The sequence below is a fragment of the Yunchengibacter salinarum genome (assembly GCF_037658235.1).
In the GTDB taxonomy this organism is placed as follows: Bacteria; Pseudomonadota; Alphaproteobacteria; order Sphingomonadales; family Kordiimonadaceae; genus Yunchengibacter; species Yunchengibacter salinarum.
The window spans coordinates 1-21,914 of sequence record NZ_JBBJLN010000005.1; the positions used below are offsets into that span (position 1 = coordinate 1).

Consider the following 21,914-nt stretch of genomic DNA (forward strand, 5'->3'; position numbering starts at 1 on the left):
GAGACCGCCGCCAAGCGCGGTCATCGGTATGTGACCGTCTTCATCGACCTTGATCGTGCCGAGACCCCGGTGGTTTTTGCCGTTCCCGGCAAGGGCAAGGCCTGTGTCAGGCAGTTCCGGGCGTTCCTGGAAAGTCAGGGCGGGGACGGCAGCGCCGTCGCCGAGGTGGTCTGCGACATGTCCGCCGCATTCCAGAAGGCTGCCGGGGAGACCTTCGAGAATGCCCATCTCACCGTCGACTGGTTCCACACGGTGCAACTGTTCACCAACGCCGTGGACAACGTCCGCCGCCTTGAGGCCAAGGCGACCCGCCTGCCCAGGGGTGCCCGCTGGGCGACCCTCAAGGCCGGGGATGGGCAGTTGAAGCCCCGCGACAGGGACGCCCTCGCCGAACTGGAAAATCTCGGCACGGCCACGGCAGAGGCCTACAAGATCAAGGAGAAGCTCCGCTGGGTCCGGGGGGCATCCACGCCCCAGGCCGCCCGCTGGCGCCTGACCCGCTTCCTCCATATGGCAGAGGGGATCGTCGCCGAAACCGAGGCCCTGGCGCCGGTCCGCAAGGCCATCAACACCGTTCGCCAGCAGATCGACCGCATCATCCAGCGCTGGCACTCAACTTACTCCAACGCACGCCTGGAGGGCCTCAACTCCATCTTCCAGGCCGCCCGTCACCGGGCCCGGGGCTACAGCAACCCAAAAACCTTCATTACCATGATATACCTGCTCGCCGCACCCATCGGCGACGTCACAAAATCCACTTGATGCGTCGCAGCACCCTTAATTTTGCCGCCAACCTGTCCAACCAAACAGGGCCACCTCTCTTTCAATAGAACTACCTGTTGCGGACTATCTCGACATGTTCAGATAGTCCGCAACCACCTTTTCTATGCCGCGTTCAAGGCTGATCCCGAATGACCAACCGGCTTCCCGCAACAGACTGGAATCCATAAGTTTGCGCGGTGTGCCATTGGGCTTTTCCGTATCAAACACCAAATCACCGTCAAACCCCACCTCAGCGGCAATCATTTCGGCCAACTGGCGAATAGAAACCTCTTCCCCGGTTCCCACATTGATCGGCCCTTCCCTGTCATAGGACTTCAGCAGGAAAACACAGGCATCCGCCAGATCATCCACATGCATGAATTCCCTGAGAGGAGAACCATCCCCCCATATTTCGACACTCTGGGAACCAGCCTCACGCGCTTCCACCATTTTTCGCACAAGAGCAGGAAGAACATGGCTGTTCTTCAGGTCATAATTATCACCGGGACCATACAGATTTGTAGGCATAGCGGAAATATAGTGCCGCCCATATTGACGGCGGTACGCATCGCATAGCTTGATACCGGCAATCTTCGCCACGGCATAGGCTTCATTGGTGGGCTCCAGCGGACCGGTCAGGAGAGACGATTCCTCCATCGGCTGCTGGGCGAACTTGGGATAGATACAACTGGACCCCATAAACAATAGCCGCGTCACGCCGCTTTCATGTGCAGCATGGATCACATTGGCCGCGATCATGAGGTTGTCATATAAAAAATCAGCCGGGTAGGTATCGTTGGCAAGTATGCCGCCAACCTTTGCCGCAGCGATAACCACCACATCGGGAGCCTCCGCCTGCAACAAAGCTTCCGCGTCCCTCTGGCGCGTCAAATCACCATCCTTGCGCGCAACCGGGCGCACCTGACACGATTCCTGCTCAAGGCGCCGAACGACGGCGGAACCCACCATTCCCGCAGACCCCGTAACCAACACTTTCTTATTCTCAAGAGGGTAAAGAGTTTCCGACATTCGTTCAGTCCCGACCATATTGTAGACGAACCAAGCGCTCAGTTTTCAGAAGCTCCCGATCCGCATCCACCATTTCATCAACCAAAGCACTGAAATCGGTCGTATGCCGCCAGCCCAGTTGCTCATGCGCCTTGCTGGCGTCCCCGATCAACAGGTCCACTTCCGTGGGGCGGAAATAACGCGGGTCGATCCGCACCAGCACATCGCCCGTTTTCGCATCAAGGCCCACCTCGTCCACGCCGCTGCCGCGCCATTCCAGCGGGCGACCCACGCGGGCAAAGGCGCGCTCCACGAAGTCGCGCACGCTGCGGGTTTCCCCCGTGGCGAGCACGAAATCATCCGCTTTGTCATGCTGAAGAATGCGCCACATGCCATCCACATAGTCGCGGGCATGGCCCCAGTCCCGCTTGGCATCCAGATTGCCCAGATAAAGCACGTCCTGTAGCCCCAGTTCGATTGCGGCCACGGCGCGGGTGATCTTGCGGGTGACAAAGGTTTCCCCCCGCATCGGGCTCTCATGATTGAACAGAATGCCGTTGGAAGCGAAAATGCCGTAGGCTTCCCGGTAGTTCACGCAGATCCAATAGGCATACAGCTTGGCCGCCGCATAGGGGGAGCGCGGATAAAACGGCGTGGTCTCGCTCTGCGGTGTTTCCTGCACCAGGCCATAGAGTTCCGAGGTGGAAGCCTGATAAAAGCGGGTCTTGTTCTCCAGCTTCAGCAGCCGGATCGCCTCCAGCAGCCGCAGAGTTCCGATGGCATCCGCATTGGCGGTGTATTCGGGGGTCTCAAAGCTCACCTTCACATGGCTCTGGGCCGCGAGATTATACACCTCGTCAGGCTGGATATCGCTCATCAGGCCGATCAGATTGGCGCTGTCCGTCATGTCCCCATAATGAAGGATCAGGCGCGTATTCTCTTCGTGCAAATCCTGATAGATGGGATCGATCCGCCCCGTATTGAAAGAAGAGGAGCGCCGCTTGATGCCGTGCACCACATAGCCTTCATCCAGCAACTGGCGGGCCAGATACGCCCCGTCCTGCCCCGTGATACCGGTAATGAGCGCGGTTTTTGCCATGATACGCGAGACCTCTTTTATGACCATTCTTTAGGGTCAGATCGCTTAGCACACTTGCCAGATTTTGGGAAACAGTATTACTTAAGAGTGCATCGCCGACATTGACTCCGTGGAGACCTCATTTTGACCCCTTCCCTTCCAATACAGCCCGTCATCCTGTCAGGCGGCGCTGGTTCTCGCCTCTGGCCCTTGTCACGAGAACAGTACCCCAAGCAGTTCCTGCCGCTGGTGGGGGACGGGAGCCTGTTCGAGGGCACCCTCGCCCGTGTGGCGCCGGAGCACGGCTTTCTGCCGCCGCTCGTCATTGGCAGCCACCATCATCGCTTTCTGATGGCGGAGGCCGCGCGGGAAACCGGCACGGCCCCTGCCGCCATCGTGCTGGAGCCGGTGGCGAAAAACACCCTGCCCGCGCTCGCCGTGGCGGCCCTGCTGGCGGCGCGGGACAACCCGGATCGATTGCTTCTCGTGCTGCCAAGCGACCATGTGATCACCGACCCGGACAGCTTCCGCGCAGCCGTATGGGCCGGGGCGGAGGCGGCCAGCCAGGGCCATCTGACCTGTTTCGGCATGACGCCCGACCGGCCAGAGACCGGCTATGGCTATATCCGGGCGGGCGCCGCGCTCACCGACCATGCCACCCACCCCGCCTTTCGTGTGGATGCGTTTCGGGAAAAGCCGGATCGCAAGACCGCCGAAACCTATCTGGCGCAGGGCGGCTATAGCTGGAACAGCGGCATGTTCCTGATGCGCGCGGGCACCGTGCTGGATGAACTGGAAGCCCACACCCCCGGCCTGCTGTCCGCCTGCCGCGCCGCCATCGGAGACGCCAGGGAGGACCTGGACTTTCTGCGCCTGAACGAACAGGCCTTCAAGGCCATGGACGGCACCAGCATCGATTACGGCCTGATGGAAAAAACCGACCGCGCGGCGGTGGTGCCCGCCCGTTTCGGCTGGTCGGACCTGGGCTCCTACAGCGCGCTGGCGGCGGTTCAGCCAAAGGACGGTCAGGGCAATGTAACCCGCGGCGATGTGATGCTGGAGGACTGCACAGACTGCTATATCAATGGGGACGGCCTGCTGGTGGCGGGCCTCGGCCTCAACGGCATCAGCGTGGTGGCCACGGAAGACGCCCTGCTGGTGGCCCGCACCGACCGGGATCAAGACATCAAACGCTTTGTGACACGACTAAAGGAGCAGGGACGGCCAGAGGCCACCGTTCACCGCACGCGCCACCGGCCCTGGGGCTTCTGGCGCCGTCTGGTGCTGGAGGGGGACGCCTATGAAGTGCGGGAAGTGATGATCCGCGCCGGGGAGGAACAGGCCCTGCAATATCATCAGGAACGCACCGAGCACTGGGTGGTGGTCAGCGGCAAGGCCACGCTGGAGCGGGGGGAAGACACGCTCACCCTCGGCCCCGGCGAAAGCACCTGCCTGCCGCCCGGCGTGCCGCACCGCCTGTCCAACCGCACGGACGCCCCCGTCACCCTGATCGAAGTACGCACCGGCACACTAAGCGATACGGACGTGGTCCGGCTTTAGGGCCGTCAGGCGCCCCGGCCTGACGAGGTCAGCTTCCATTGGTCCATCAGGTCGGCGCGCGCCTGCACCAGAAAGGCGGCCATGAGAGCGAACAGGCCGAACGTCTCGAAGCTTTGTTCGAAACTGAACCGAAGGCCGAAAAGGCGCACCACCCCTTCACCGCCGGCACTCATATCGCCGAGTATTGCGGAACCCGCCAGCACGGCAAACAGACCCAGCAAACCGAGCGCGGGCACCGGCAGCCGGAACCGCCTGAGCGCCAACACACCCCCCAACAGGGCGCCTTCAACCAGGAAAAGGCTCACCTCCGGCAGACCAAGGAGCCCCATGCGCTCATGCAGGCCAAGGGCCGCATCAAGAAACAGCAACAGGAAAAGCAGTGTGGCCGCGACCCAGAAAATCCGCACCCGGCTGCTTGCCCTCGCCTGCCGCGCCCCATCGGCCCAGCTGAGCAACAGATAGACCCCGTGACTCAAACTGGCCGCCATCAGGGCGAAACTGGCGCCGATCAGGGCATTCACACCGGCTAGGTCCACGCGCCACGCCGTGCCCGTGCGCCATTCCAGCCCCTTCAGCGCCAGAAGAATCAGCGGAAACAGGGCGAAGAAATAAAGGTCGCGCCATCTCAGTGCAGCGAAAAAGGAAGGTCGCATAACAAACTCACACATACAAAGTACGACCTGAGAGTGTATCAAAGCACCATACGGATAGCACGCCTTAAAATTGCAGCGCCGCCAGCCGGGCATAGAGACCGCCCGCCTGTACCAGTTCATCATGGGTGCCGGTGGCGACGATACGGCCCCTGTCCATCACCAGAATCCGATCCGCCTGCTTCACCGTGGCAAGGCGGTGCGCGATCACCAGTGTGGTGCGGTCGGCCATAAGACGGGTGAGGGCCGCCTGTACCTTGCCTTCCGACTCGGCGTCCAGCGCGCTTGTGGCCTCGTCCAGCAGCAGGACCGGGGCGTTTTTCAGGATAGCGCGGGCAATGGCAATGCGCTGGCGCTGGCCGCCGGACAGGCGTGTACCCCGCTCGCCAAGCTGGGCATCGAAGCCGTCCGGGTGTTCCTCGATGAAATCCAGCGCCGCCGCGGCCTCGGCTGCCGCGCGCACCTCCGCATCCCCCGCGTCCGGCCGACCATAGCGGATGTTTTCCCGCACCGTATCGGCAAACACCACGGTTTCCTGTGGCACGAACGCCATCTGGCGGCGCAGGTCCATCGGGTTCAGCCGGTCCACGGGCACGCCGTCAATACGGATGCGCCCCGTGGTGACATCGTGAAAGCGCAGCAGCAATTGCAGCATGGTGGACTTGCCCGCACCGCTCGGCCCCACCAGCGCCACGGTCTCCCCCGGCGCAATGCTCACATGGATGTCATCCAGCACGGCGGCATCGGGCCGGGCGGGATAGCAGAATCCCACATGCTCGAAGTCGATGTCACCGCGCACACGCAGCGGCAGGGCCGCAGGGTTTTCAGGCGGGCGTATGGGGCTGGTGGCGTTCAGAAGCTCCGCCAGCCGCCCGGCGGCACCCGCCGCCCGTTGCAGATTGGAATACACCTCCGACAGCGCGCCGAAGGCCCCGGCCACGAACACCGCCCGCATGATAAAAGCCAGCATTTCGCCGCCGGACATGGCACCCGTCATCACATCCTGCACGCCCTCATACATGACAAGCGCAATGGCGCCGAAGATCAGGAAGATCAGGCTGAAGGTCAGGATCGCCCGCACCCGGATGCGCTGGCGGGCAGCGCTGAACGCCTCGTCCACCCGACCGCCAAAGCGCCGGGCCTCGGCCTTTTCCTGCGTGAACGCCTGCACCACCGGCAGCGCCATCAGCGACTCGGACGCCTGGGCCCCCACATCGGCCACCCGGTCCTGACTGGTGCGGGACAGGGTGCGCACCCGGCGCCCCACCGCCACCAGCAGGCCGATCACCAGCGGAATGACCAGTGCGATCAGGGCCATCAGCTTGGGCGACATGAAAAACAGCCAGCCCGTGCCCACCAGCGCGATCAGCGCATTCCGCGCCCAGATGCTGGCATCCTGCCCCACAATATTCTGCACCAGGGTGGTGTCGGCGGTGAGCCGGGAGACGATTTCCCCCGGACGGTTGGTTTCGAACCAGGCGGGGGACAGGCTGATCAGGCGGCCATAGACCGCCTTGCGAATATCCGCCACCACGCGCTCCCCCAGCCAGGTGACGAAATAAAACCGAAACGCCGTGGACAGCGCCAGCACCAGCACAATGGCCACGAAAATCAGAAAATAACGATCCACCCGCCCGGTGTCGCCCGCCGCAAAGCCCCGGTCCACGATCCCCTGAAAAGCCGTGGGCACCAGCAGCACCGTCATGGCACTGATCACCAGAAAAGTGAGCGCCAGCACCAGCCGCCCCTTATAGGGCTTCACAAACCCCCAAAGCGTGGCCAGATTGGCCAGCCGTTTCGGCTCCGCCCCGTCGGGCGACTCCGGGGCCGCTGTGTCAGATCGGGCGTCTGCCATAAAAGCTCCTGCACGGATGGCCGCCACGGGCGGATGATCCGCCGCGCCGTCATCATGTCCCACGCCTTGATATACGGGGTCGCGCTCCCCCGTCCAGCGGGCTTTTACCGGCACGCCAGCGCCTGAGATGAAAAACCCTGACCTTCCATTTGAAAAAACCGTCACCGGGTGCACGGCAAGCCTTGCAATCGCGCCCGCGATCCCCTATACACCGCCCTCAAATTTTGGAGGTGCGACCATGAAACAGGGCATTCATCCCGAATACCACACAATCAAGGTGGTAATGACCGACGGGACCGAATTCGAAACCCGCTCCACCTGGGGCAGCGAAGGCGATACCATGAAGCTGGAAATCGATCCCACGTCCCATCCGGCGTGGACCGGTGGCCTGCGCAAGTCGCTGGAAGGCGGCCAGGTGGCCCGCTTCAAGAAGCGGTTCGGCTCTTTCGGTCTCAAGAAATAAGTCTGCTCCGGCGCCACGCGCCGGATACAGGCCGCCCCCGGCATCTGATGTCGTGGGCGAACCATTTAAAAAGCGCCGCCCTTTTCGGGTGGCGTTTTTTGTGCCCGTTTTTTGCGGAAACCGGGCCCTGCCCTCTTGAACGGAAGCGATAATTTCTTATCTGCTCAAGTATCCGGTCGCCACGATCCATACGGGACCGGACCTGAGACAAGACCCGGCCAAATGGCGGGTCAAACCCTGTCGCTTCAAAAGGAGGACAAACCCATGAGACACTTCGATCTGACCCCCCTGCTGCGCAGTTCCGTTGGTTTCGACCATCTGAACCGTCTGCTGGACAGTTCCTTCGCCTCGGACGAGGCGCCCGGCTATCCGCCCTATAATATCGAAAAGCTGAGCGAAGACGACTATCGCATCACCATGGCCGTGGCCGGTTTCCGCCCGGATGAACTGGACGTGACCGTGCAGGACGGAACACTGGTGATCTCCGGCAAGGCGGAAGAAACCAGCGAGGACGAGGCCCCCACCTATCTGCATCGCGGCATCGCCAAACGCGCCTTTGAGCGCCGCTTCCAATTGGCGGAGACCGTACAGGTGGGTGAGGCGCGCTTCGAAAACGGCCTTCTGGAAGTGGGCCTGAAACGGGTCATTCCCGACCACAAGAAGCCGCGCCAGATCGCCATTCAAAGCGGCGCCGATGAAAAAGCGCCCAAGGCGATCGAGGCGGACGCCGCCTAAGGGCGACAATGCGCAAGCACATCAGGGGGACGGCCACCGGGCCGTCCCTTTTTTTCGGTTTTTGACGCCGGCCCCACTATGACCGGCCTCATGCCTGCCCCGACAGCCTCACCCTTTGCCGGAAAATAGCGCCTCGGCCGCCGCGCGGGAGGACTGCCGCGCCGCGAGCGCCTGCTCGGTCCTGGCCTTTTCGCCCTCCAGCCGCGCGATCCGGTCCTGCAAGCCCTCCACGCCCAGGGTGGACAGGTCCTCCCGTTCCACCGCGGCAAGCGCATCGCCGCGCGGCTTCGGGCTGTCGTCTTCGTCCATGCCGTCATCTCCCACTTGATACGCCCCGGCCCAGCATGGCCACCCGGCCCCGTGTCTGGCAAGGCCCATCCACCCACAAGGGGTTGTCAGGGGCGCCGCCGGTGGGCAAACTCTGGCCCAACAGTTGAGGGAGCGCAATCCAGATGAAAGCCATTGAAATCACCCAGCCCGGCGGGCCGGAAGTTCTCAAACCGGTGGAAAGACCCGTACCCGAACCCGGCCCCGGCGAGGTGCTGATCAAGGTCACGGCGGCTGGCGTCAACCGGCCGGACGTATTCCAGCGCATGGGGCTCTACCCCGCGCCGGAAGGGGCGTCCGACATTCCAGGCCTGGAGGTGAGCGGGCGCGTGGCCGCCCTTGGCGAAGGCGTGACCGAATTTCAGGAGGGGGAGCCGGTCTGTGCCCTGGTCACGGGCGGCGGCTATGCGGAATATTGCGTGGCGCCGGTGGAAACCTGCCTTTATCTACCGGAAGGGTTGGATGAAGTGGCCGCCGGCGGCGTGCCGGAAACCTTTTACACCGTCTGGTCCAACATGTTCGACCGGGCGGAACTGAAACAGGACGAAACCCTGCTGATCCACGGCGGCACCAGCGGCATCGGCACCACGGCGATCCAGCTTGCCAAGTCCTATAATGTCACGGTGATCACCACCGTCGGGTCGGATGAAAAAGCGGCCTTCTGCCGCGACGAACTGGGCGCCGATCTGGCCATCAATTACAAGACACAGGATTTCGTTGCGGAAACAAAAGCCTTCACCAAGGATCGGGGTGTTGATGTGGTGCTGGACATGATCGGCGGTGATTATGTGGCCCGCAATATCGCCTGCATGGCCGAAGAAGGGCGCCATGTGTCCATCGCTTTTCTCGGCGGGTCCAAAGTGTCGCTGGATATGGGGCCGGTCATGCGCAAGCGGCTGGTGCTGACGGGCAGCACGCTGCGCGCGCGGGACAATGGCTTCAAGGGCGCCATCGCGGGCAAGCTCCGGGTCAAGGTCTGGCCCCTGATCGAACAGGGCATGGTTACGGCAGTGGTGGACCGCACCTTCCCGCTGGACAGGGCGGCGGACGCCCATGCCTATCTGGATGAAGGCAAACATCGCGGCAAGGTGATCCTGACCCTGTAAACCATGGGGGGCAGGCCACCCAGATACGCTGCCCCGATGCACGCCCAGATGCGCACACGGATGCACGCCCCGGCACCCGAAAGCGCGCACCGAAACGGGCACCAAAATATGTGACAAGCCGGTCAAAGCCTGATAAGCCGATTTCAGGAAGGTGTCCTTCCCCTTTTTTGCGCGCCTTTGAGAGCTGAAGCTGGCCTTGCACCGGGCGCGCCCTCTGGCCATATGACCGGAAAGGGGACAGGCCGTCCGGTGTTCAGCCGGGCAGCCTGAAAGGAGCCGCGCTGTCTTTAAAGGATGAGGAATGACGCCATGACCCAACCCCTGATGCCGCTGGCAACCGCCGTCTGGCTGGTGGACAATACCGCGCTCACCTTCAAGCAGATCGCCGATTTCTGCGAGCTGCACGAATTGGAGGTTCAGGGTATCGCGGATGGCACCATCGCCACCAATATGGTCGGCCAGGACCCCACCACCACGAACCAGCTCACATGGGACGAGATCAATCGCTGTCAGGCGGACCCCGATGCGCGCCTGGAAATGGTCAAGGATGATGTGGCCGCCATCAAGCGCACCAAGGGGCCGCGCTATACCCCGCTGTCCAAGCGCCAGGACAAGCCGGATGCCATTGCTTGGCTGGTGCGCCACCACCCGGAACTGAGCGACCTTCAGATTTCGCGGCTTGTGGGCACCACCAAGCCCACCATCCAATCGATCCGGGACGGCAGCCACTGGAACAAGTCCAATATCCGCGCCCAGGACCCGGTTCAACTCGGCCTGTGCCGCCAGACGGAACTGGATGAAGCCGTGCGCGAAGCCGCCGACAAGAAAGCCAGGAAAGAAGCCAAAGCGGAAGCGGAAGCCGCTCAGGATGCCCCAAAAAGCGCTCCTGAAAGCGAAGCCGCGACCGCCGGGGATGCGGGCGAAAGCGGCGAAACCAGCTAAGGTCAGCCAGCCCCCGTTCAGCCGGGCGGCGCCAGGGGGGGCCACGCCCCTCTGCCCGGCCCGGCACAGAAAAGCCGACACGGGAAAGCTGGCGGGGGAAAGCTAACAGGGGGAAGCAGGCCCGCAAGGCCCGCCTCTTAACGCTGTGGCGGTATGCTGTCCCCAAAATAAACGCCGGTCACCCGATCCGTATGCCCGGCGCGGCGGCGCTCATGCGGCGGGAAATCCCCGGTGCTTTCGCGCCACCGGGCCAGTTCCGCGAAATGGTCGCGGATCAGCGCCCGATACGCCGGATCACCGGCCAGATTGGTCACTTCCCACGGGTCCGCTTCCAGGTCGTAGAACTCTATCTCAGGCCGCGGCACCTCGAACAGCCGGGCCTGAGCGGGTGTCAGGGTGCCCGCCTGTTTGCGCGCATAAAGCGCCCGCCATGTGGGACTTTCGGACACATCCGCGGGCGACCCGTGCGGCAGATGCACATACGCATTGTGGATCAGGCGATAGCGCTCGGTGCGGATGGACCGGATATGTTCATCCGTGTCGTGCCAGTTGCGTTCGCTGAAAGCTTGGGCGCGGCTGAGCCGGTCGGGATTGAACAGCCCGGCCTTGATGCTCTGGCCCTGCATCACATCCGGTACGGCCATCCCCGCCAGATCGACGAATGTGGGGGCCAGATCGATCACGCTGGCCACGCCCCCATAACGCCGCCCCGCTGGCACGCGGGACGGCCAGCGGAAGATCAGGGGGGTCTTCACCCCGCCGTCATAGAGCGCGCCTTTTTCCCGCGGGAAGGGGGCGCCATTGTCGCTGAGGAACACCACCAGCGTATTGTCCAGAAGGCCGCGCCGCTCCAGCGTTGCCATCTGCTCCCCGATCACGCCGTCCATGCGGGCGATATAGTCATAATAACGGGCAATATCCTCGCGGGTTTCGGGCGTGTCCGCATGATAGGGCGCCACCGCCACCTTTGCCGGATCATGGGGCGGCTCCACCGCCCCCTTGGCATAAGTGGGCAGGCCGGTTTCCGGGTCCGCCGGCCGGTGCGGATCGCCAAAGGCCACCCACATGAAAAAGGGTTTTTCCTTAGCGGAATCAAGAAAGCGATCCAGCCCGTCCAGCTCCGGGTCGTACCAGTGAAACCGCGCCTCGGCATAGGGACCGATATGGGTTTTCTGCATCATGCCGGTAAAATAGCCCTGCTGGCGCAGATAACCGGGCACCACCTCGTGTTCTTTCGGCATGGGCATGTGCAGGTCTTCGGCCCCGGTTGCATGGGGGTACAGTCCGGTCAGAATGCTGATGCGCGACGGGCTGCACTGCGGCGTAGTCAAATGGGCATTGTCAAAGGTCAACCCCTCGGCGGCCAGTCGATCAATATGGGGCGTGCGGATCGTGGGATTGCCATAGCAGCCGAAATGCCGGGCGCCCGCATCATCGGCAACGAACACCAGAATGTTGGGCGGGGCGCCTGTGGCCGCCGACGCCATGCGCGCCGCCGGGCCGCTCAATGCCATACCGGCCACACCGGCCCCGGTAAACTGCCTGCGGGTCAGATCGACCATGATTCGCCTCCCTCCTGATATGTGTCCCCGCGGGCAGGCTAGGCGCGAATGCAAACGATTACAATACCGCCCTGCTCCGCCCGCGTACCGAAGCACGGCCCCGCACACAATAAAAGCGCCGGAACCCAAGGGCCCGGCGCCGTGCATGTCTGGCTCAGGCTGATTCTGCCTGACGCTATCTGGAAGGATTAATGAGCTTTCAGGCGGGAAATCTCCTCCTTCAGGCGCAGCTTCTCACGCTTCATCTGCATCAGGCGAATGGTGTCGGGATTGGGACGGGTTTCTTCGGTATGGATCGCGTTTTCGATCCGGGCATGTTTACTGTTGAGCGCTTCCACGTGCGTTTGCATGCTCATCCCTTGGTACTCCCTTTCGATTGGTTGGAACACCAAGTCAAGCAGACCAAAACGGGTTTCTCAAGACAGGAATTGACGCGCCCCTAAAAATCAGTATTTTCCATCGGTTATTCTGCGCCCTGCGGCGCGCGGCAAAGGGCCGATCCATCATGACGGAAAAGACTCACAAAGATCGGATCGTGATTGCCATTACCGGTGCCAGCGGTGCCATTTTTGGCATCACCGCGCTCCGGCTTCTCTCTGACCTGCCGGTGGAGACGCACCTCGTCGTTTCCGCCGCCGGGGACCGCACCATCACCGAGGAGACCGACCTGGCGCCGAAGGACGTGCGCGCCCTTGCGGACGTGGTGCACAATGCCAGGGATATCGGCGCCAGCATTGCCAGCGGCTCCTTCCGGGCGCGGGGTATGCTGGTGGCACCGTGCAGCGTGCGCACCATGTCGGAGATTGCCGGCGGCGTAACCAGCAGCCTGGTGAGCCGCGCCGCAGACGTGATGCTGAAGGAGCGCCGCCCGCTGGTGCTGATGGTTCGGGAAACACCGCTGCACACGGGCCATCTGCGCACCATGACCAGCCTGAGCGAAATGGGCGCCATCATCGCGCCGCCCGTTCCCGGCTTTTATGGCCGCCCGGAAAGCCTAGATGAAATGGTCCGGCACAGCGTGGGGCGCGCGCTGGACCTGTTCCAGTTGAACAGCCCCGCCGTCCATCGCTGGACGGGGCGCGCACCGGATCGGTAAAGCCCATCCCGCCTTTGGCCCCTACCCCGTCTTTGGCCGCCGCCCCTCAGGGCCGGGTGATGAGATGCGCGTGCAGGGCGCGGGCCTCATCCGCCTGAAGGCCCAGGGCTTCCAGATATTGGGAAAGGGTGGCGGTGCCTTTCACCGCCTTGCCGCCCAACGCCCGGATCAGCGCCTTCTGGGCAGCGCGTTCCAGCTTCAGTTCCTGCTTTTTCACCACATCATAGCCGGGCTGGCCCTTCATTTTACGGCGCCGCGCCCGCACATCCGCCAGAATACCCTTGTGCCAGTGGCGGGATGCCGCGCCCAATGCCTCGAACACATCCCCGGCGGGCTCCAGCCCGAAGCCTTCCAGCCAGCCCAGAAGCAGCGCCATGTTCACGTCCATGCCGGTGCTGTCCTGCGCCCTGATCAGCCGATCGGCCACCCCCGGCACATCGTACAGGCGCAGACTGTGCGCCCAGAAGGCATCCGCATCGCGGAAAAACTCGGTAGAGATTGTCTTTCCAGAATCCCCCGTGTTAATCTCCCCACTGGTCTGCATCGTGATTAATTTCCCTGAATTGAGGCCCGGTTTCATATGGATCAGGAGAGTGTGCGCGCCCGTCTTGCGGCGCTGGAGCAGGAGCACCGGGACATGGACGATGCCATAGATGCCCTGACACGCACCGGCCCGGCCAATCTGATGCAGGTCAGCCGCCTGAAAAAACGCAAGCTGTCCCTGAAAGACCAGATCGGTCGCCTGCAAGGTATGCTCATCCCCGACATCATTGCCTGACCCCGCATGATTTCCCAGTCTGCACGGGTCTTTATCATCCGTGGGCGCCCGGCGCCACTCCCCCGGTTGTGACCGGGTATCGCCTTATCGTATGTCCGCTTCGCCCTTGACCGCCTTCTTGTGGGCGTACATGGCCTCGTCCGCCTTCTGGATCGCCGCGTTCGGATCGTCCTCGCCGCGAAAGGTATAAAGGCCATATGCCAGATTGAGCCGGATCGCCTCGCCCCCCGCCTCGAACGGTGTGGCCATCACCATATCCGCCAGTTCGGCGGCCTTTTCCCGGCCTGTGGTTTCGTCCGCCTGAGCCAGAATCACGCCGAATTCATCGCCGCCCAGGCGCCCCACCACATCCGTGCCGCGGGTATTGTCCACCAGCAGGCGGGCCATGTGGAACAGGGCCCTGTCCCCCGCCTCATGCCCGAATGTATCATTGATCTGCTTCATGTCGTTCATGTCGATGAATACCAGCGTGGACGGCGTGCCATAGCGCTGGGCAAAGGAAATCATGCGATTCAGCTCCCGCACGAAAGCTCGGCGATTGGGGATGGGTAACAAGGCATCCATATCCGCCAGGTCTTCCAGCTCCCGAAGGCGGCGGTTGGACTGTTCCAGATCCCGGCGCAGGCCATCCACCTCCGACATCAGGGTCATGATGGCGTTTTTCACATTGGGGGTCATTTCCTCGGGCGGGATGCCGAGAACCTCCACTGTGTCCTGCACGGTTCGGCTCGGGGCCGACGCGCGCCCGGTCCGGTCACTGGCGGAGACCCGCTCAGCCGCACCGGTGCGCCGCGTGGGCGTGGTCCGGCTGATTCCGGGGCTGTTGGATACTTTCATCGACACCGGGCCCTTGTGGTCGTCAGCGCGCCCGCATTTGCGCGCCACGGCTTGGGTTTTCTAGCCCATTATGCAGCCAAAAGGAATCCCCTTACAAGGCCAGCCGCCACCGCGCCGGAATCAAGGTCGCCGGATACCGCATGGCCATCGCCCGTGAGCGGGGCCATGTGCAGGGCTTGTCAGCCGGGTGGCCGGGGCCTAGACTGCGCCGCGCTTTCGACATTTTGCAATGCAACACCAGTGAGTGCCAATGACCGATCAGACCCCGTTCGTGAGCGTCATCATGGGCAGCCAGTCCGACTGGCCCACCATGCGTCATGCCGTGGACGTGCTGGAACAGCTCGACGTTCCCCATGAAAGCCGCATCGTATCCGCCCATCGCACGCCGCAGCGCCTGTATGACTTTGCGAAAAGCGCGCGGGATTCGGGTATCAAGGTGATCATCGCGGGCGCGGGCGGGGCGGCCCATTTGCCCGGCATGGTGGCGGCCCTCACGCCGCTGCCGGTTCTTGGCGTACCGGTGGAAAGCCAGGCGCTCAGCGGTGTGGACTCGCTGCACAGCATCGTGCAGATGCCTGGCGGTGTGCCCGTGGGCACGCTGGCCATCGGCAAGGCGGGCGCCACCAATGCCGCCCTTCTGGCGGCCCAGATTCTGGCCCTCAACAATATGGCACTGGCTGACCGGCTGGACCAGTTCCGCAGCCAGCAAAGCGCCGGTGTTCCGGCCCACCCCACACGGAATGAAGGCTCAAAGGCATGACCATTATCGCACCGGGCGGCAGCATCGGCATTCTTGGCGGCGGCCAGTTGGGCCGCATGTTGGCGCTGGCCGCCGCCCGTTTCGGCTACCGGGTTCATATATTCTGCCCGGACGCGGACAGCCCCGCCTTCGACGTGGCCCACACCGTCCACGAGGCAGCCTATGACGACGAGCAAGCGCTGGAGGCTTTCGCCAAAGCCGTATCCGTGGCCACCTATGAATTCGAAAACGTGCCCGTTGCCGCGGCGGAAATCGTCGCGCGCCACACCCTGCTGCGGCCCGGCACCGAACCGCTACGCATTACTCAGGACAGGCTGCGGGAAAAGGACTTTCTCAATGAAAGTGGCGTGAAAACCGCCAATTATGCCGCCTTTGAGGACGCGGAAGGGCTGGACGGCGCCCTCAAGACCGTGGGCAAACCCGCCATCGTCAAGACGCGCTTCGGCGGCTATGACGGCAAGGGTCAGGCCCTTATCAAGACGCGCAAGGGCATTGAGCCAGCCTTGCAGGCGCTAAGCGGAGCACCCGCCATCGCGGAGGAGCGGATTCCCTTTGACCGGGAGGTGAGCGTGATCGTCGCCCGCAGCGTGGCAGGGGATGTGGCGGCCTTTCCGGTCTCGGAAAATCACCATGAAAAAGGCCAGCTTCGGGAAACCCAGGTGCCCGCCGCCATGTCCGATCCGCTGGAAGCCAAGGCCAAGGTTATGGCCACAAAGATCGCCAATGCGCTGGACTATGTGGGCGTGATGACGCTGGAACTGTTCGTGCGGGACGACGGCACCCTGAACGCCAATGAAATGGCGCCGCGCGTCCATAATAGCGGGCACTGGACCCTGGAAGGTGCCGCCACCAGCCAGTTCGAACAGCACATTCGCGCCATTTGCGGCCTGCCGCTGGGGCCGACGGACCTGCTGGCCCGCTGTCGCATGATCAACCTGCTGGGCGATGCCATCAATGACTGGCAGGAATGCCTGAAGGACCCGCAGGCCCATTATCACCATTATGGCAAGCGGGAAGCCCGCGAGGGCCGCAAGATGGGCCACATCACCTGGGTCTATCGGGACGAACGGTCCTGATCGCAATATCCGGCGGCGTTGCCCAAAGCGCAACACGGCGATGACGGCTTCAAGGCTAGGCGGGATCGGATTGCCCGCTTAGTCTGGTGATCAGACGGGGCGGATCGGCCGCCCCACCCTGACCTGAAGGAGGCCATCATGACCGACACGACCACCACCGCCGGCGCGCCCCGGTTCGATCTGCAATCCCGCCTGTCCCCCCTCGCCCCGCTCAGCGAAACGCTGCTGCGCGCCGGGGCCGGGATTTTCCTGATGCCCCACGGCGCCCAGAAGCTGTTTGGCTGGTTCGGCGGCCACGGCCTGACAACCACCGGCCAGTTCTTCGAAAGCCAGCTCGGCTTCTCGCATGGCCTTCTTGCCGCCTTCGGCGCTGGCATGGTGGAGTTTTTCGGCGGCCTGATGCTGGCCATCGGCCTGCTCACAAGGCTGGCGGGCGCGGCGATCACCGTCATGCTGCTGGTGGCGGCGACGATTCACCTTGGAAACGGCTTTTTCTGGAATGCGGGCGGTTTTGAATACCCCGTGCTCTGGGCCATGATCGCCCTGCACTTCACCCTGAAAGGCGGCAACCGCCACAGTCTGGACCGCCGCATCGGCTGGGCGCTCTGAGATAGCGTTATCACACTGACCCGATCGGCAGTTGCACCAGTATAACAAGATGGCGGGTCACACCCTTGTGACCCGCCCATTAACGCAACAGTAACCGGTCCATGGCAGCTTGCCTGCCATGTTGCAGAATCAGACAGATCAGGCCAAGTAGGGAAATCGCGCAGTGCCGGACACCAACCCCCTCACATCCCCCGCCGTCAAAACGGCCATCAATCACTTCTATGACCGCCTGATCACGGACCCGGAGCTTGCCCCGGTCTTTGCACGCGCGGATACGAACAGTCTGAAGCGCAAGCTGCACTGGATGCTGGCAACCCTGGTGATGGAAGGGCGCAGCGACACGGCGGACTATATGTCCCGCGCCCATGCCCGCCTGCGAAAGACGGGCCAGGTCACCCCCGCCCTGTTCGAGCGGTTCACCTGCCTGCTGGATGAATCACTGAAAGCAGCCGACGTATCCGATGTGATGACCGCCAAGCTGGTGGGCGCCGCCCGAAGCCTCAAGGATATCATCCTGCACGGTGTCTAGGCGGAACGCGCCGCATCCAGCGCCCGCGTGAACGCGGCCACGGCCTCAGCCGGGCCGTTTTGCGCCTGCCAGACAGCACCGCACACCGCCACGAAATGCGCCCCCGCACGGGCCAGTGCCGTGCAATTGTCCGGCGTGATGCCGCCAATGGCCACGGCGGGCAGTTCCGTCACCACGTCCCACTGGCTGAGCAAGTCCGGTTCCGGGGCGAAGCGCCGCTCCTTGGTACCGCTGGGATAGAAGGCGCCGAAGGCCACATAGTCGGCTCCCGCCTCCCCCGCTTCAAAGGCCAGATGCAGGCTGTCATGGCAGGTCACGCCGATATCCCTGTCATGGCCCAACAGGGCGCGGGCAGTGGCCACGTCGCCGTCATCCTGGCCCAGGTGCACGCCGTCCGCGCCCAACTCTGCCGCCAGGTCCGCCCGGTCATTGATCAGAATGGGCACATCGAAGCGCGCGCACACCGGCTCGATCGCCGCATATACCGCCCTGATGGCGGCATCGCCGCCATGCTTCAGGCGCAGTTGCAGCACATCCACCGGCCCGGCGGCGAGCCCGGCGGCCAGATCGTCGGCAAAGGCCGCCGGATCATCGATCCGATCCGGCGTGATGAGATACAGGCCGCATCGGTCCTGCAAGGGGGGCGTTTGTTCCGTCATGGGCCTTGTCATAGGCCGCCCCGCCCCCGGCGTCAATCCTGCCGCCGCACGGGTGGACCGGGGGACACAGCAAGGCCGGGGCGCGGCGCTCAGCCCTGCCCCTTATAGATCGCGATCACATCCGACAACATGGCCAGGGCCTCATCACGGGGGCGCTGAAAAGTGTTCCGCCCGATGATGGAGCCATTACCGCCGCCTTGATGAATGGCGCGGGCATCGTCATACAGGCTGTTGCTGCCCTTTTTGGAGCCGCCCGAAAACACCACAAGACGGCGCCCGGCAAAGGCGGCATCCATGATATGGCGCACCCGATCGGCCTGTGTGGCCATGGCCACGCCGTGGTCCTGGTAGGCCTTTTTCGCCTCAGGCTGTTCCAGATGGTCGCTGGGCAGTTTCACCTTGATGATATGCGCCCCCATTTCCGCCGCCAGATGGGCGGCATAGGCCACCACGTCCAGCGCCGTTTCGCCGGGCTTTGAAAGCTCTCCGCCCCGCGGATAGGACCACAGCACCACGGCCAGCCCTTTCGCCTTGGCTTCTTCCGCAATGGCGGCGAACTCCTCGAACAGGTCCAGCGCGTGATCGCTGCACGGATAGACGGTAAAGCCCACGGCCGAGCAGCCCAGCCGCACCGCGTCATCCACGCTGGCGGTGGTGGACTGGTCCCTGGCCGTGGCCCAGCTATTGGAACTGTTCATCTTGAGAATGGTGGGAATCCGCCCGGCGAGGCGATCGGCGCCCGCCTCCATGATCCCCAGGGTGGTGGCAAAGGCATTGAGCCCCGCATCGATGGCGAGCTGCCAGTGATACAGCGGATCATACGCCGCCGGATTGGGCGCGAAGGACCGGGCGGGGCCGTGCTCGAACCCCTGATCCACCGGCAGGATCACCATGCGCCCGGTGCCCGCCAGCCTGCCGGTACACAATATGCGGGCCAGATTGGCCTTGGTGCCCGGATTGTCGCTGCCATAATTGGAAAGGATGGATTGAACCTTTTTCGTCACCCGCATGGATGCCCCCCTGCTTGCGTCGCCCGACCTCCCGCGTTCGGGCCCTGTCGCTCCGGCACCGATCCGGCGCCTTCCTAGGGCATAGCTCAAGCGCCTTCATGCCGCAACGCCGCACAGGCTTTGCAATCGAATGCAAACGTCTGAAAAGGCAGAAAAAATGCCGCACCGGGCAACCCGATACGGCACCTGCTATTTTGCAGTGCGGTAAAACGCGCGTCAGTCGAACAGGGCCGCCACCCCCGGCAGGGTCTTGCCTTCCATCCATTCCAGAAAGGCCCCGCCCGCGGTGGAAATATGGGTGAACCCGTCCCGTGCCCCGGCACCGGCCAGCGCCGCCACCGTATCACCGCCGCCCGCCACGGACATCAGCTTGCCCGCGCGGGTCAGGTCCGCCGCATGACGGGCCAGGGCATTGGTGGCCGCGTCGAAGGGGGGGATTTCAAAGGCGCCCATGGGGCCGTTCCACACAAGGGTCTTGCAGCCATCCAGCACCTTTTTCAGGGCTTCCACGCTGTCCGGCCCGGTGTCCAGGATCATTTCATCGGCGGCCACGCTGTCCACCGGCACCGTGCGGCATTCGGCGCCTTCCTTGAATTCCCTGGCCACCACAACGTCGCTGGGCAGGTGCACGGTACAGCCCAGTTCCGCGGCCCGGTCCAGAATGGTGCGGGCAGTGTCGGCCATGTCCTTTTCACACAGCGATGCCCCCACATCCACGCCCTTGGCATACAGAAAGGTGTTGGCCATGCCGCCGCCAATGATCAGATGGTCGGTCTTGTCCAGCAGGTTTTCCAGCACGCTCAGCTTGGACGACACCTTGGCGCCCCCCACCACGCTGGCCTGCGGGCGCTCCGGCTTGCCAAGGGCGGCTTCCAGCGCCTCCAGCTCGGCGGCCATGGTCTCCCCCGCCGCATTGGGCAGCAGGCGGGCCAGCGCCTCCGTGGAGGCATGGGCCCGGTGAGCGGCGGAAAAGGCATCGTTCACATAAATGTCGCCGTAATTGGCAAAGCGTTCGGCCAGGTCCGAGTCATTGCGTTCCTCGCCCTGAAAGAAGCGGGTGTTTTCCATCACCGTGACCGCCGTGTCGGGCAGGCCGTCCCCCAGTTCCACAAAGCCCACATCCCGGCCCAGCACACGCGCCAGCGCGGGCACCACGGGCTTCAGGGACATTTCGGGCACCACTTCCCCCTTGGGGCGGCCAAAATGGGCCAGCAGCACCACGCGCCCCCCCTTGGCCAGAATCTTGTCCACGGTGGGCTTGACCGCCTGAAGCCGTGTGTCATCGCTCACGGCGCCGTCTTTCATGGGCACGTTCAAATCCACCCGTGCCAGCACGGTCCTGCCCGTCAGGTCGCCCAGATCGTCCAGTCGCTTGAAACTCATAGCCTGTCTTGCCCGCCGCCGGGGGCGGACCCTCTGTTATGTGACACTTTGCCGGAACCAGAAGGGGCGGCACCCGCAAGCGCCGCCCCCTGTTGCTGTCCTAACCGGCGTTCGCCATGGCCACCGCCGTATCGGCCATGCGGTTGGAAAAGCCCCATTCATTGTCATACCAGCTCAGCACCCGCACGAAGCGGCCATCGATCACCTTGGTCTGGCTGGAATCGAATGTGGAACTGTTGGGATTGTGATTGAAGTCGATGCTGACGGCGGGCATGTCCTCATAGCCCAGAACACCCTTGAGCGGACCTTCCGCCGCGGCCTTGATCGCCGCGTTAACAGCATCCACATCCGTTTCGCTGCGCGCATCGAAGGTCAGGTCCACCAGCGACACATTGGGCGTGGGCACCCGCACGGCGGACCCGTCCAGCTTGCCCGCCAGTTGCGGCAGAACCAGCCCCACGGCCTTGGCGGCCCCGGTGGAGGTGGGAATCTGCGACATGGCGGCGGCCCGCGCCCGGCGCGGGTCCTTGTGCAGCGTATCCAGCACCGGCTGATCGCCGGTATAGGAGTGCACGGTGGTCATGTAGCCGCGCTCGATCCCCACGGCCTGTTCCAGCACCATGGCCACCGGCGCCAGGCAGTTGGTGGTGCAAGAAGCATTGGAGACCACCACGTCATCGGCGGTCAGATCCTTATGGTTCACGCCATATACAACGGTGCGGTCCACTTCCTTGCCCGGCGCGGAGATCAGAACCTTTTTCGCGCCCGCATCCAGATGCAGGGCCGCCTTGGCGCGATCGGTGAACAGGCCGGTGCATTCCAGCGCGATATCCACCCGCTCTTCTTTCCAGGGCAGCTTGGCGGGGTCCCGCTCGGCGGTGACGCGGATCGACTTGCCATCGACGATCAGCTTGTCGCCGTCCACCTCCACGGTGCCGGGGAAGGGGCCGTGGACCGAGTCGCGCTTAAGGAGATAGGCATTCATCTCCGCATCGCCCAGATCGTTGATGGCCACCACTTCGATATCGGTGCGCTTGCTTTCCGCAATCGCCCTCAGCACGTTCCGGCCGATCCGGCCAAACCCGTTGATCGATACGCGAACACTCATTGCACTCTCCTTGCTGAACCG

At 63.4% G+C, this 21,914-nt stretch carries 25 protein-coding genes; 12 read left to right on the forward strand and 13 right to left on the reverse strand.

From position 1 onward, the window contains the following. Nucleotides 1–762: transposase (locus WGH93_RS06415; RefSeq protein ID WP_374764041.1), on the forward strand; the 762-nt coding region annotated here is incomplete at its 5' end. Nucleotides 763–846: 84 nt separating this feature from the next. Here WGH93_RS06415 and WGH93_RS06420 read toward each other — a convergent pair. Further along, entirely contained in the window at nucleotides 847–1,791 is a 945-nt protein-coding gene (locus WGH93_RS06420; protein ID WP_374764042.1) for a GDP-L-fucose synthase family protein, read from the reverse strand. 4 nt (nucleotides 1,792–1,795) lie between these two features. After that, nucleotides 1,796–2,869, reverse strand: coding sequence for a GDP-mannose 4,6-dehydratase (gene gmd, locus WGH93_RS06425; protein ID WP_374764043.1), 1,074 nt, complete (start codon nucleotides 2,867–2,869; stop codon nucleotides 1,796–1,798). A 123-nt stretch (nucleotides 2,870–2,992) separates the two neighbouring features. On the opposite strand from gmd, the gene WGH93_RS06430 reads away from it, so the two are divergent. Then, complete coding sequence (locus tag WGH93_RS06430) at nucleotides 2,993–4,408, forward strand: mannose-1-phosphate guanylyltransferase/mannose-6-phosphate isomerase (protein WP_374764044.1); 1,416 nt, start codon at nucleotides 2,993–2,995, stop codon at nucleotides 4,406–4,408. 5 nt (nucleotides 4,409–4,413) lie between these two features. Here WGH93_RS06430 and WGH93_RS06435 read toward each other — a convergent pair whose 3' ends face one another. Both WGH93_RS06435 and WGH93_RS06440 read right to left on the reverse strand, forming a co-directional pair. Then, on the reverse strand, nucleotides 4,414–5,061 hold the full coding sequence (locus tag WGH93_RS06435) for a DUF8692 domain-containing protein (RefSeq protein ID WP_374764045.1): 648 nt from the start codon (nucleotides 5,059–5,061) through the stop codon (nucleotides 4,414–4,416). A 64-nt stretch (nucleotides 5,062–5,125) separates the two neighbouring features. Continuing rightward, nucleotides 5,126–6,913 (reverse strand): ABC transporter transmembrane domain-containing protein, encoded by a 1,788-nt coding sequence (locus tag WGH93_RS06440; protein ID WP_374764046.1) that lies wholly within the window; start codon nucleotides 6,911–6,913, stop codon nucleotides 5,126–5,128. Between the two features lie 238 nt (nucleotides 6,914–7,151). On the opposite strand from WGH93_RS06440, the gene rpmE reads away from it, so the two are divergent. Then, nucleotides 7,152–7,376 carry a 50S ribosomal protein L31 gene (rpmE, locus tag WGH93_RS06445; protein ID WP_374764047.1) on the forward strand — a complete coding sequence of 75 codons (225 nt, stop codon included), beginning with the start codon at nucleotides 7,152–7,154 and terminating at the stop codon, nucleotides 7,374–7,376. Between the two features lie 264 nt (nucleotides 7,377–7,640). Next, nucleotides 7,641–8,111, forward strand: coding sequence for an Hsp20 family protein (locus WGH93_RS06450; protein WP_374764048.1), 471 nt, complete (start codon nucleotides 7,641–7,643; stop codon nucleotides 8,109–8,111). Nucleotides 8,112–8,219: 108 nt separating this feature from the next. On the opposite strand, the gene WGH93_RS06455 is transcribed toward WGH93_RS06450, so the two are convergent. Further along, entirely contained in the window at nucleotides 8,220–8,420 is a 201-nt protein-coding gene (locus WGH93_RS06455; RefSeq protein ID WP_374764049.1) for a DUF1192 family protein, read from the reverse strand. Between the two features lie 143 nt (nucleotides 8,421–8,563). On the opposite strand from WGH93_RS06455, the gene WGH93_RS06460 reads away from it, so the two are divergent. Beyond that, a complete protein-coding gene (locus WGH93_RS06460; RefSeq protein ID WP_374764050.1) occupies nucleotides 8,564–9,544 on the forward strand; it encodes an NAD(P)H-quinone oxidoreductase in 981 nt (326 codons plus the stop codon). 309 nt (nucleotides 9,545–9,853) lie between these two features. Beyond that, entirely contained in the window at nucleotides 9,854–10,486 is a 633-nt protein-coding gene (locus WGH93_RS06465) for a cell cycle transcriptional regulator TrcR (protein WP_374764051.1), read from the forward strand. A gap of 137 nt (nucleotides 10,487–10,623) precedes the next feature. Here the strand turns inward: WGH93_RS06465 and WGH93_RS06470 are convergent, their stop codons facing one another. Both WGH93_RS06470 and WGH93_RS06475 read right to left on the reverse strand, forming a co-directional pair. Beyond that, nucleotides 10,624–12,048: a sulfatase family protein gene (locus WGH93_RS06470; RefSeq protein ID WP_374764052.1), complete on the reverse strand. Its 1,425-nt coding sequence runs from the start codon at nucleotides 12,046–12,048 to the stop codon at nucleotides 10,624–10,626. Between the two features lie 188 nt (nucleotides 12,049–12,236). Further along, nucleotides 12,237–12,404, reverse strand: a complete 168-nt coding sequence (locus WGH93_RS06475) for a YdcH family protein (protein ID WP_374764053.1) — start codon at nucleotides 12,402–12,404, stop codon at nucleotides 12,237–12,239. Between the two features lie 149 nt (nucleotides 12,405–12,553). Here WGH93_RS06475 and WGH93_RS06480 point away from each other — a divergent pair, with 149 nt between their 5' ends. Then, the gene (locus WGH93_RS06480; protein WP_374764054.1) at nucleotides 12,554–13,144 is read left to right on the forward strand and encodes a UbiX family flavin prenyltransferase; all 591 of its coding nucleotides are present in this window, start codon (nucleotides 12,554–12,556) and stop codon (nucleotides 13,142–13,144) included. A gap of 46 nt (nucleotides 13,145–13,190) precedes the next feature. Here WGH93_RS06480 and WGH93_RS06485 read toward each other — a convergent pair whose 3' ends face one another. Then, on the reverse strand, nucleotides 13,191–13,688 hold the full coding sequence (locus tag WGH93_RS06485; RefSeq protein ID WP_374764055.1) for a TIGR02444 family protein: 498 nt from the start codon (nucleotides 13,686–13,688) through the stop codon (nucleotides 13,191–13,193). A 36-nt stretch (nucleotides 13,689–13,724) separates the two neighbouring features. Here WGH93_RS06485 and WGH93_RS06490 point away from each other — a divergent pair, with 36 nt between their 5' ends. After that, on the forward strand, nucleotides 13,725–13,922 hold the full coding sequence (locus tag WGH93_RS06490) for a YdcH family protein (RefSeq protein WP_374764056.1): 198 nt from the start codon (nucleotides 13,725–13,727) through the stop codon (nucleotides 13,920–13,922). A gap of 84 nt (nucleotides 13,923–14,006) precedes the next feature. On the opposite strand, the gene WGH93_RS06495 is transcribed toward WGH93_RS06490, so the two are convergent. After that, the gene (locus WGH93_RS06495) at nucleotides 14,007–14,759 is read right to left on the reverse strand and encodes a GGDEF domain-containing protein (RefSeq protein WP_374764057.1); all 753 of its coding nucleotides are present in this window, start codon (nucleotides 14,757–14,759) and stop codon (nucleotides 14,007–14,009) included. A gap of 250 nt (nucleotides 14,760–15,009) precedes the next feature. Between WGH93_RS06495 and purE the strand changes: the two genes are divergently transcribed. The 4 genes from purE (at nucleotide 15,010) to WGH93_RS06515 (ending at nucleotide 17,733) form a co-directional block, all read left to right on the forward strand. Continuing rightward, nucleotides 15,010–15,519 (forward strand): 5-(carboxyamino)imidazole ribonucleotide mutase, encoded by a 510-nt coding sequence (purE, locus tag WGH93_RS06500; protein WP_374764058.1) that lies wholly within the window; start codon nucleotides 15,010–15,012, stop codon nucleotides 15,517–15,519. Then, nucleotides 15,516–16,595: a 5-(carboxyamino)imidazole ribonucleotide synthase gene (locus WGH93_RS06505; protein ID WP_374764059.1), complete on the forward strand. Its 1,080-nt coding sequence runs from the start codon at nucleotides 15,516–15,518 to the stop codon at nucleotides 16,593–16,595. The genes purE and WGH93_RS06505 overlap by 4 nt, the downstream gene beginning before the upstream one ends. A 138-nt stretch (nucleotides 16,596–16,733) precedes the next feature. After that, nucleotides 16,734–17,204, forward strand: a complete 471-nt coding sequence (locus WGH93_RS06510; RefSeq protein WP_374764060.1) for a DoxX family protein — start codon at nucleotides 16,734–16,736, stop codon at nucleotides 17,202–17,204. A gap of 163 nt (nucleotides 17,205–17,367) precedes the next feature. Continuing rightward, complete coding sequence (locus WGH93_RS06515) at nucleotides 17,368–17,733, forward strand: globin family protein (RefSeq protein WP_374764061.1); 366 nt, start codon at nucleotides 17,368–17,370, stop codon at nucleotides 17,731–17,733. Here the strand turns inward: WGH93_RS06515 and thiE are convergent. The 4 genes from thiE to gap all read right to left on the reverse strand — a co-directional run bounded on the left by thiE (nucleotide 17,730) and on the right by gap (nucleotide 21,893). Then, nucleotides 17,730–18,392 carry a thiamine phosphate synthase gene (gene thiE, locus WGH93_RS06520; protein WP_374764062.1) on the reverse strand — a complete coding sequence of 221 codons (663 nt, stop codon included), beginning with the start codon at nucleotides 18,390–18,392 and terminating at the stop codon, nucleotides 17,730–17,732. The two genes, WGH93_RS06515 and thiE, sit on opposite strands and share 4 nt — an antisense overlap. Nucleotides 18,393–18,481: 89 nt before the next feature. Further along, entirely contained in the window at nucleotides 18,482–19,402 is a 921-nt protein-coding gene (locus WGH93_RS06525; RefSeq protein WP_374764063.1) for a class I fructose-bisphosphate aldolase, read from the reverse strand. Between the two features lie 216 nt (nucleotides 19,403–19,618). Further along, nucleotides 19,619–20,785, reverse strand: a complete 1,167-nt coding sequence (locus WGH93_RS06530) for a phosphoglycerate kinase (RefSeq protein WP_374764064.1) — start codon at nucleotides 20,783–20,785, stop codon at nucleotides 19,619–19,621. A gap of 100 nt (nucleotides 20,786–20,885) precedes the next feature. After that, a complete protein-coding gene (gene gap, locus WGH93_RS06535) occupies nucleotides 20,886–21,893 on the reverse strand; it encodes a type I glyceraldehyde-3-phosphate dehydrogenase (protein WP_374764065.1) in 1,008 nt (335 codons plus the stop codon). Nucleotides 21,894–21,914 lie beyond the last annotated feature (21 nt).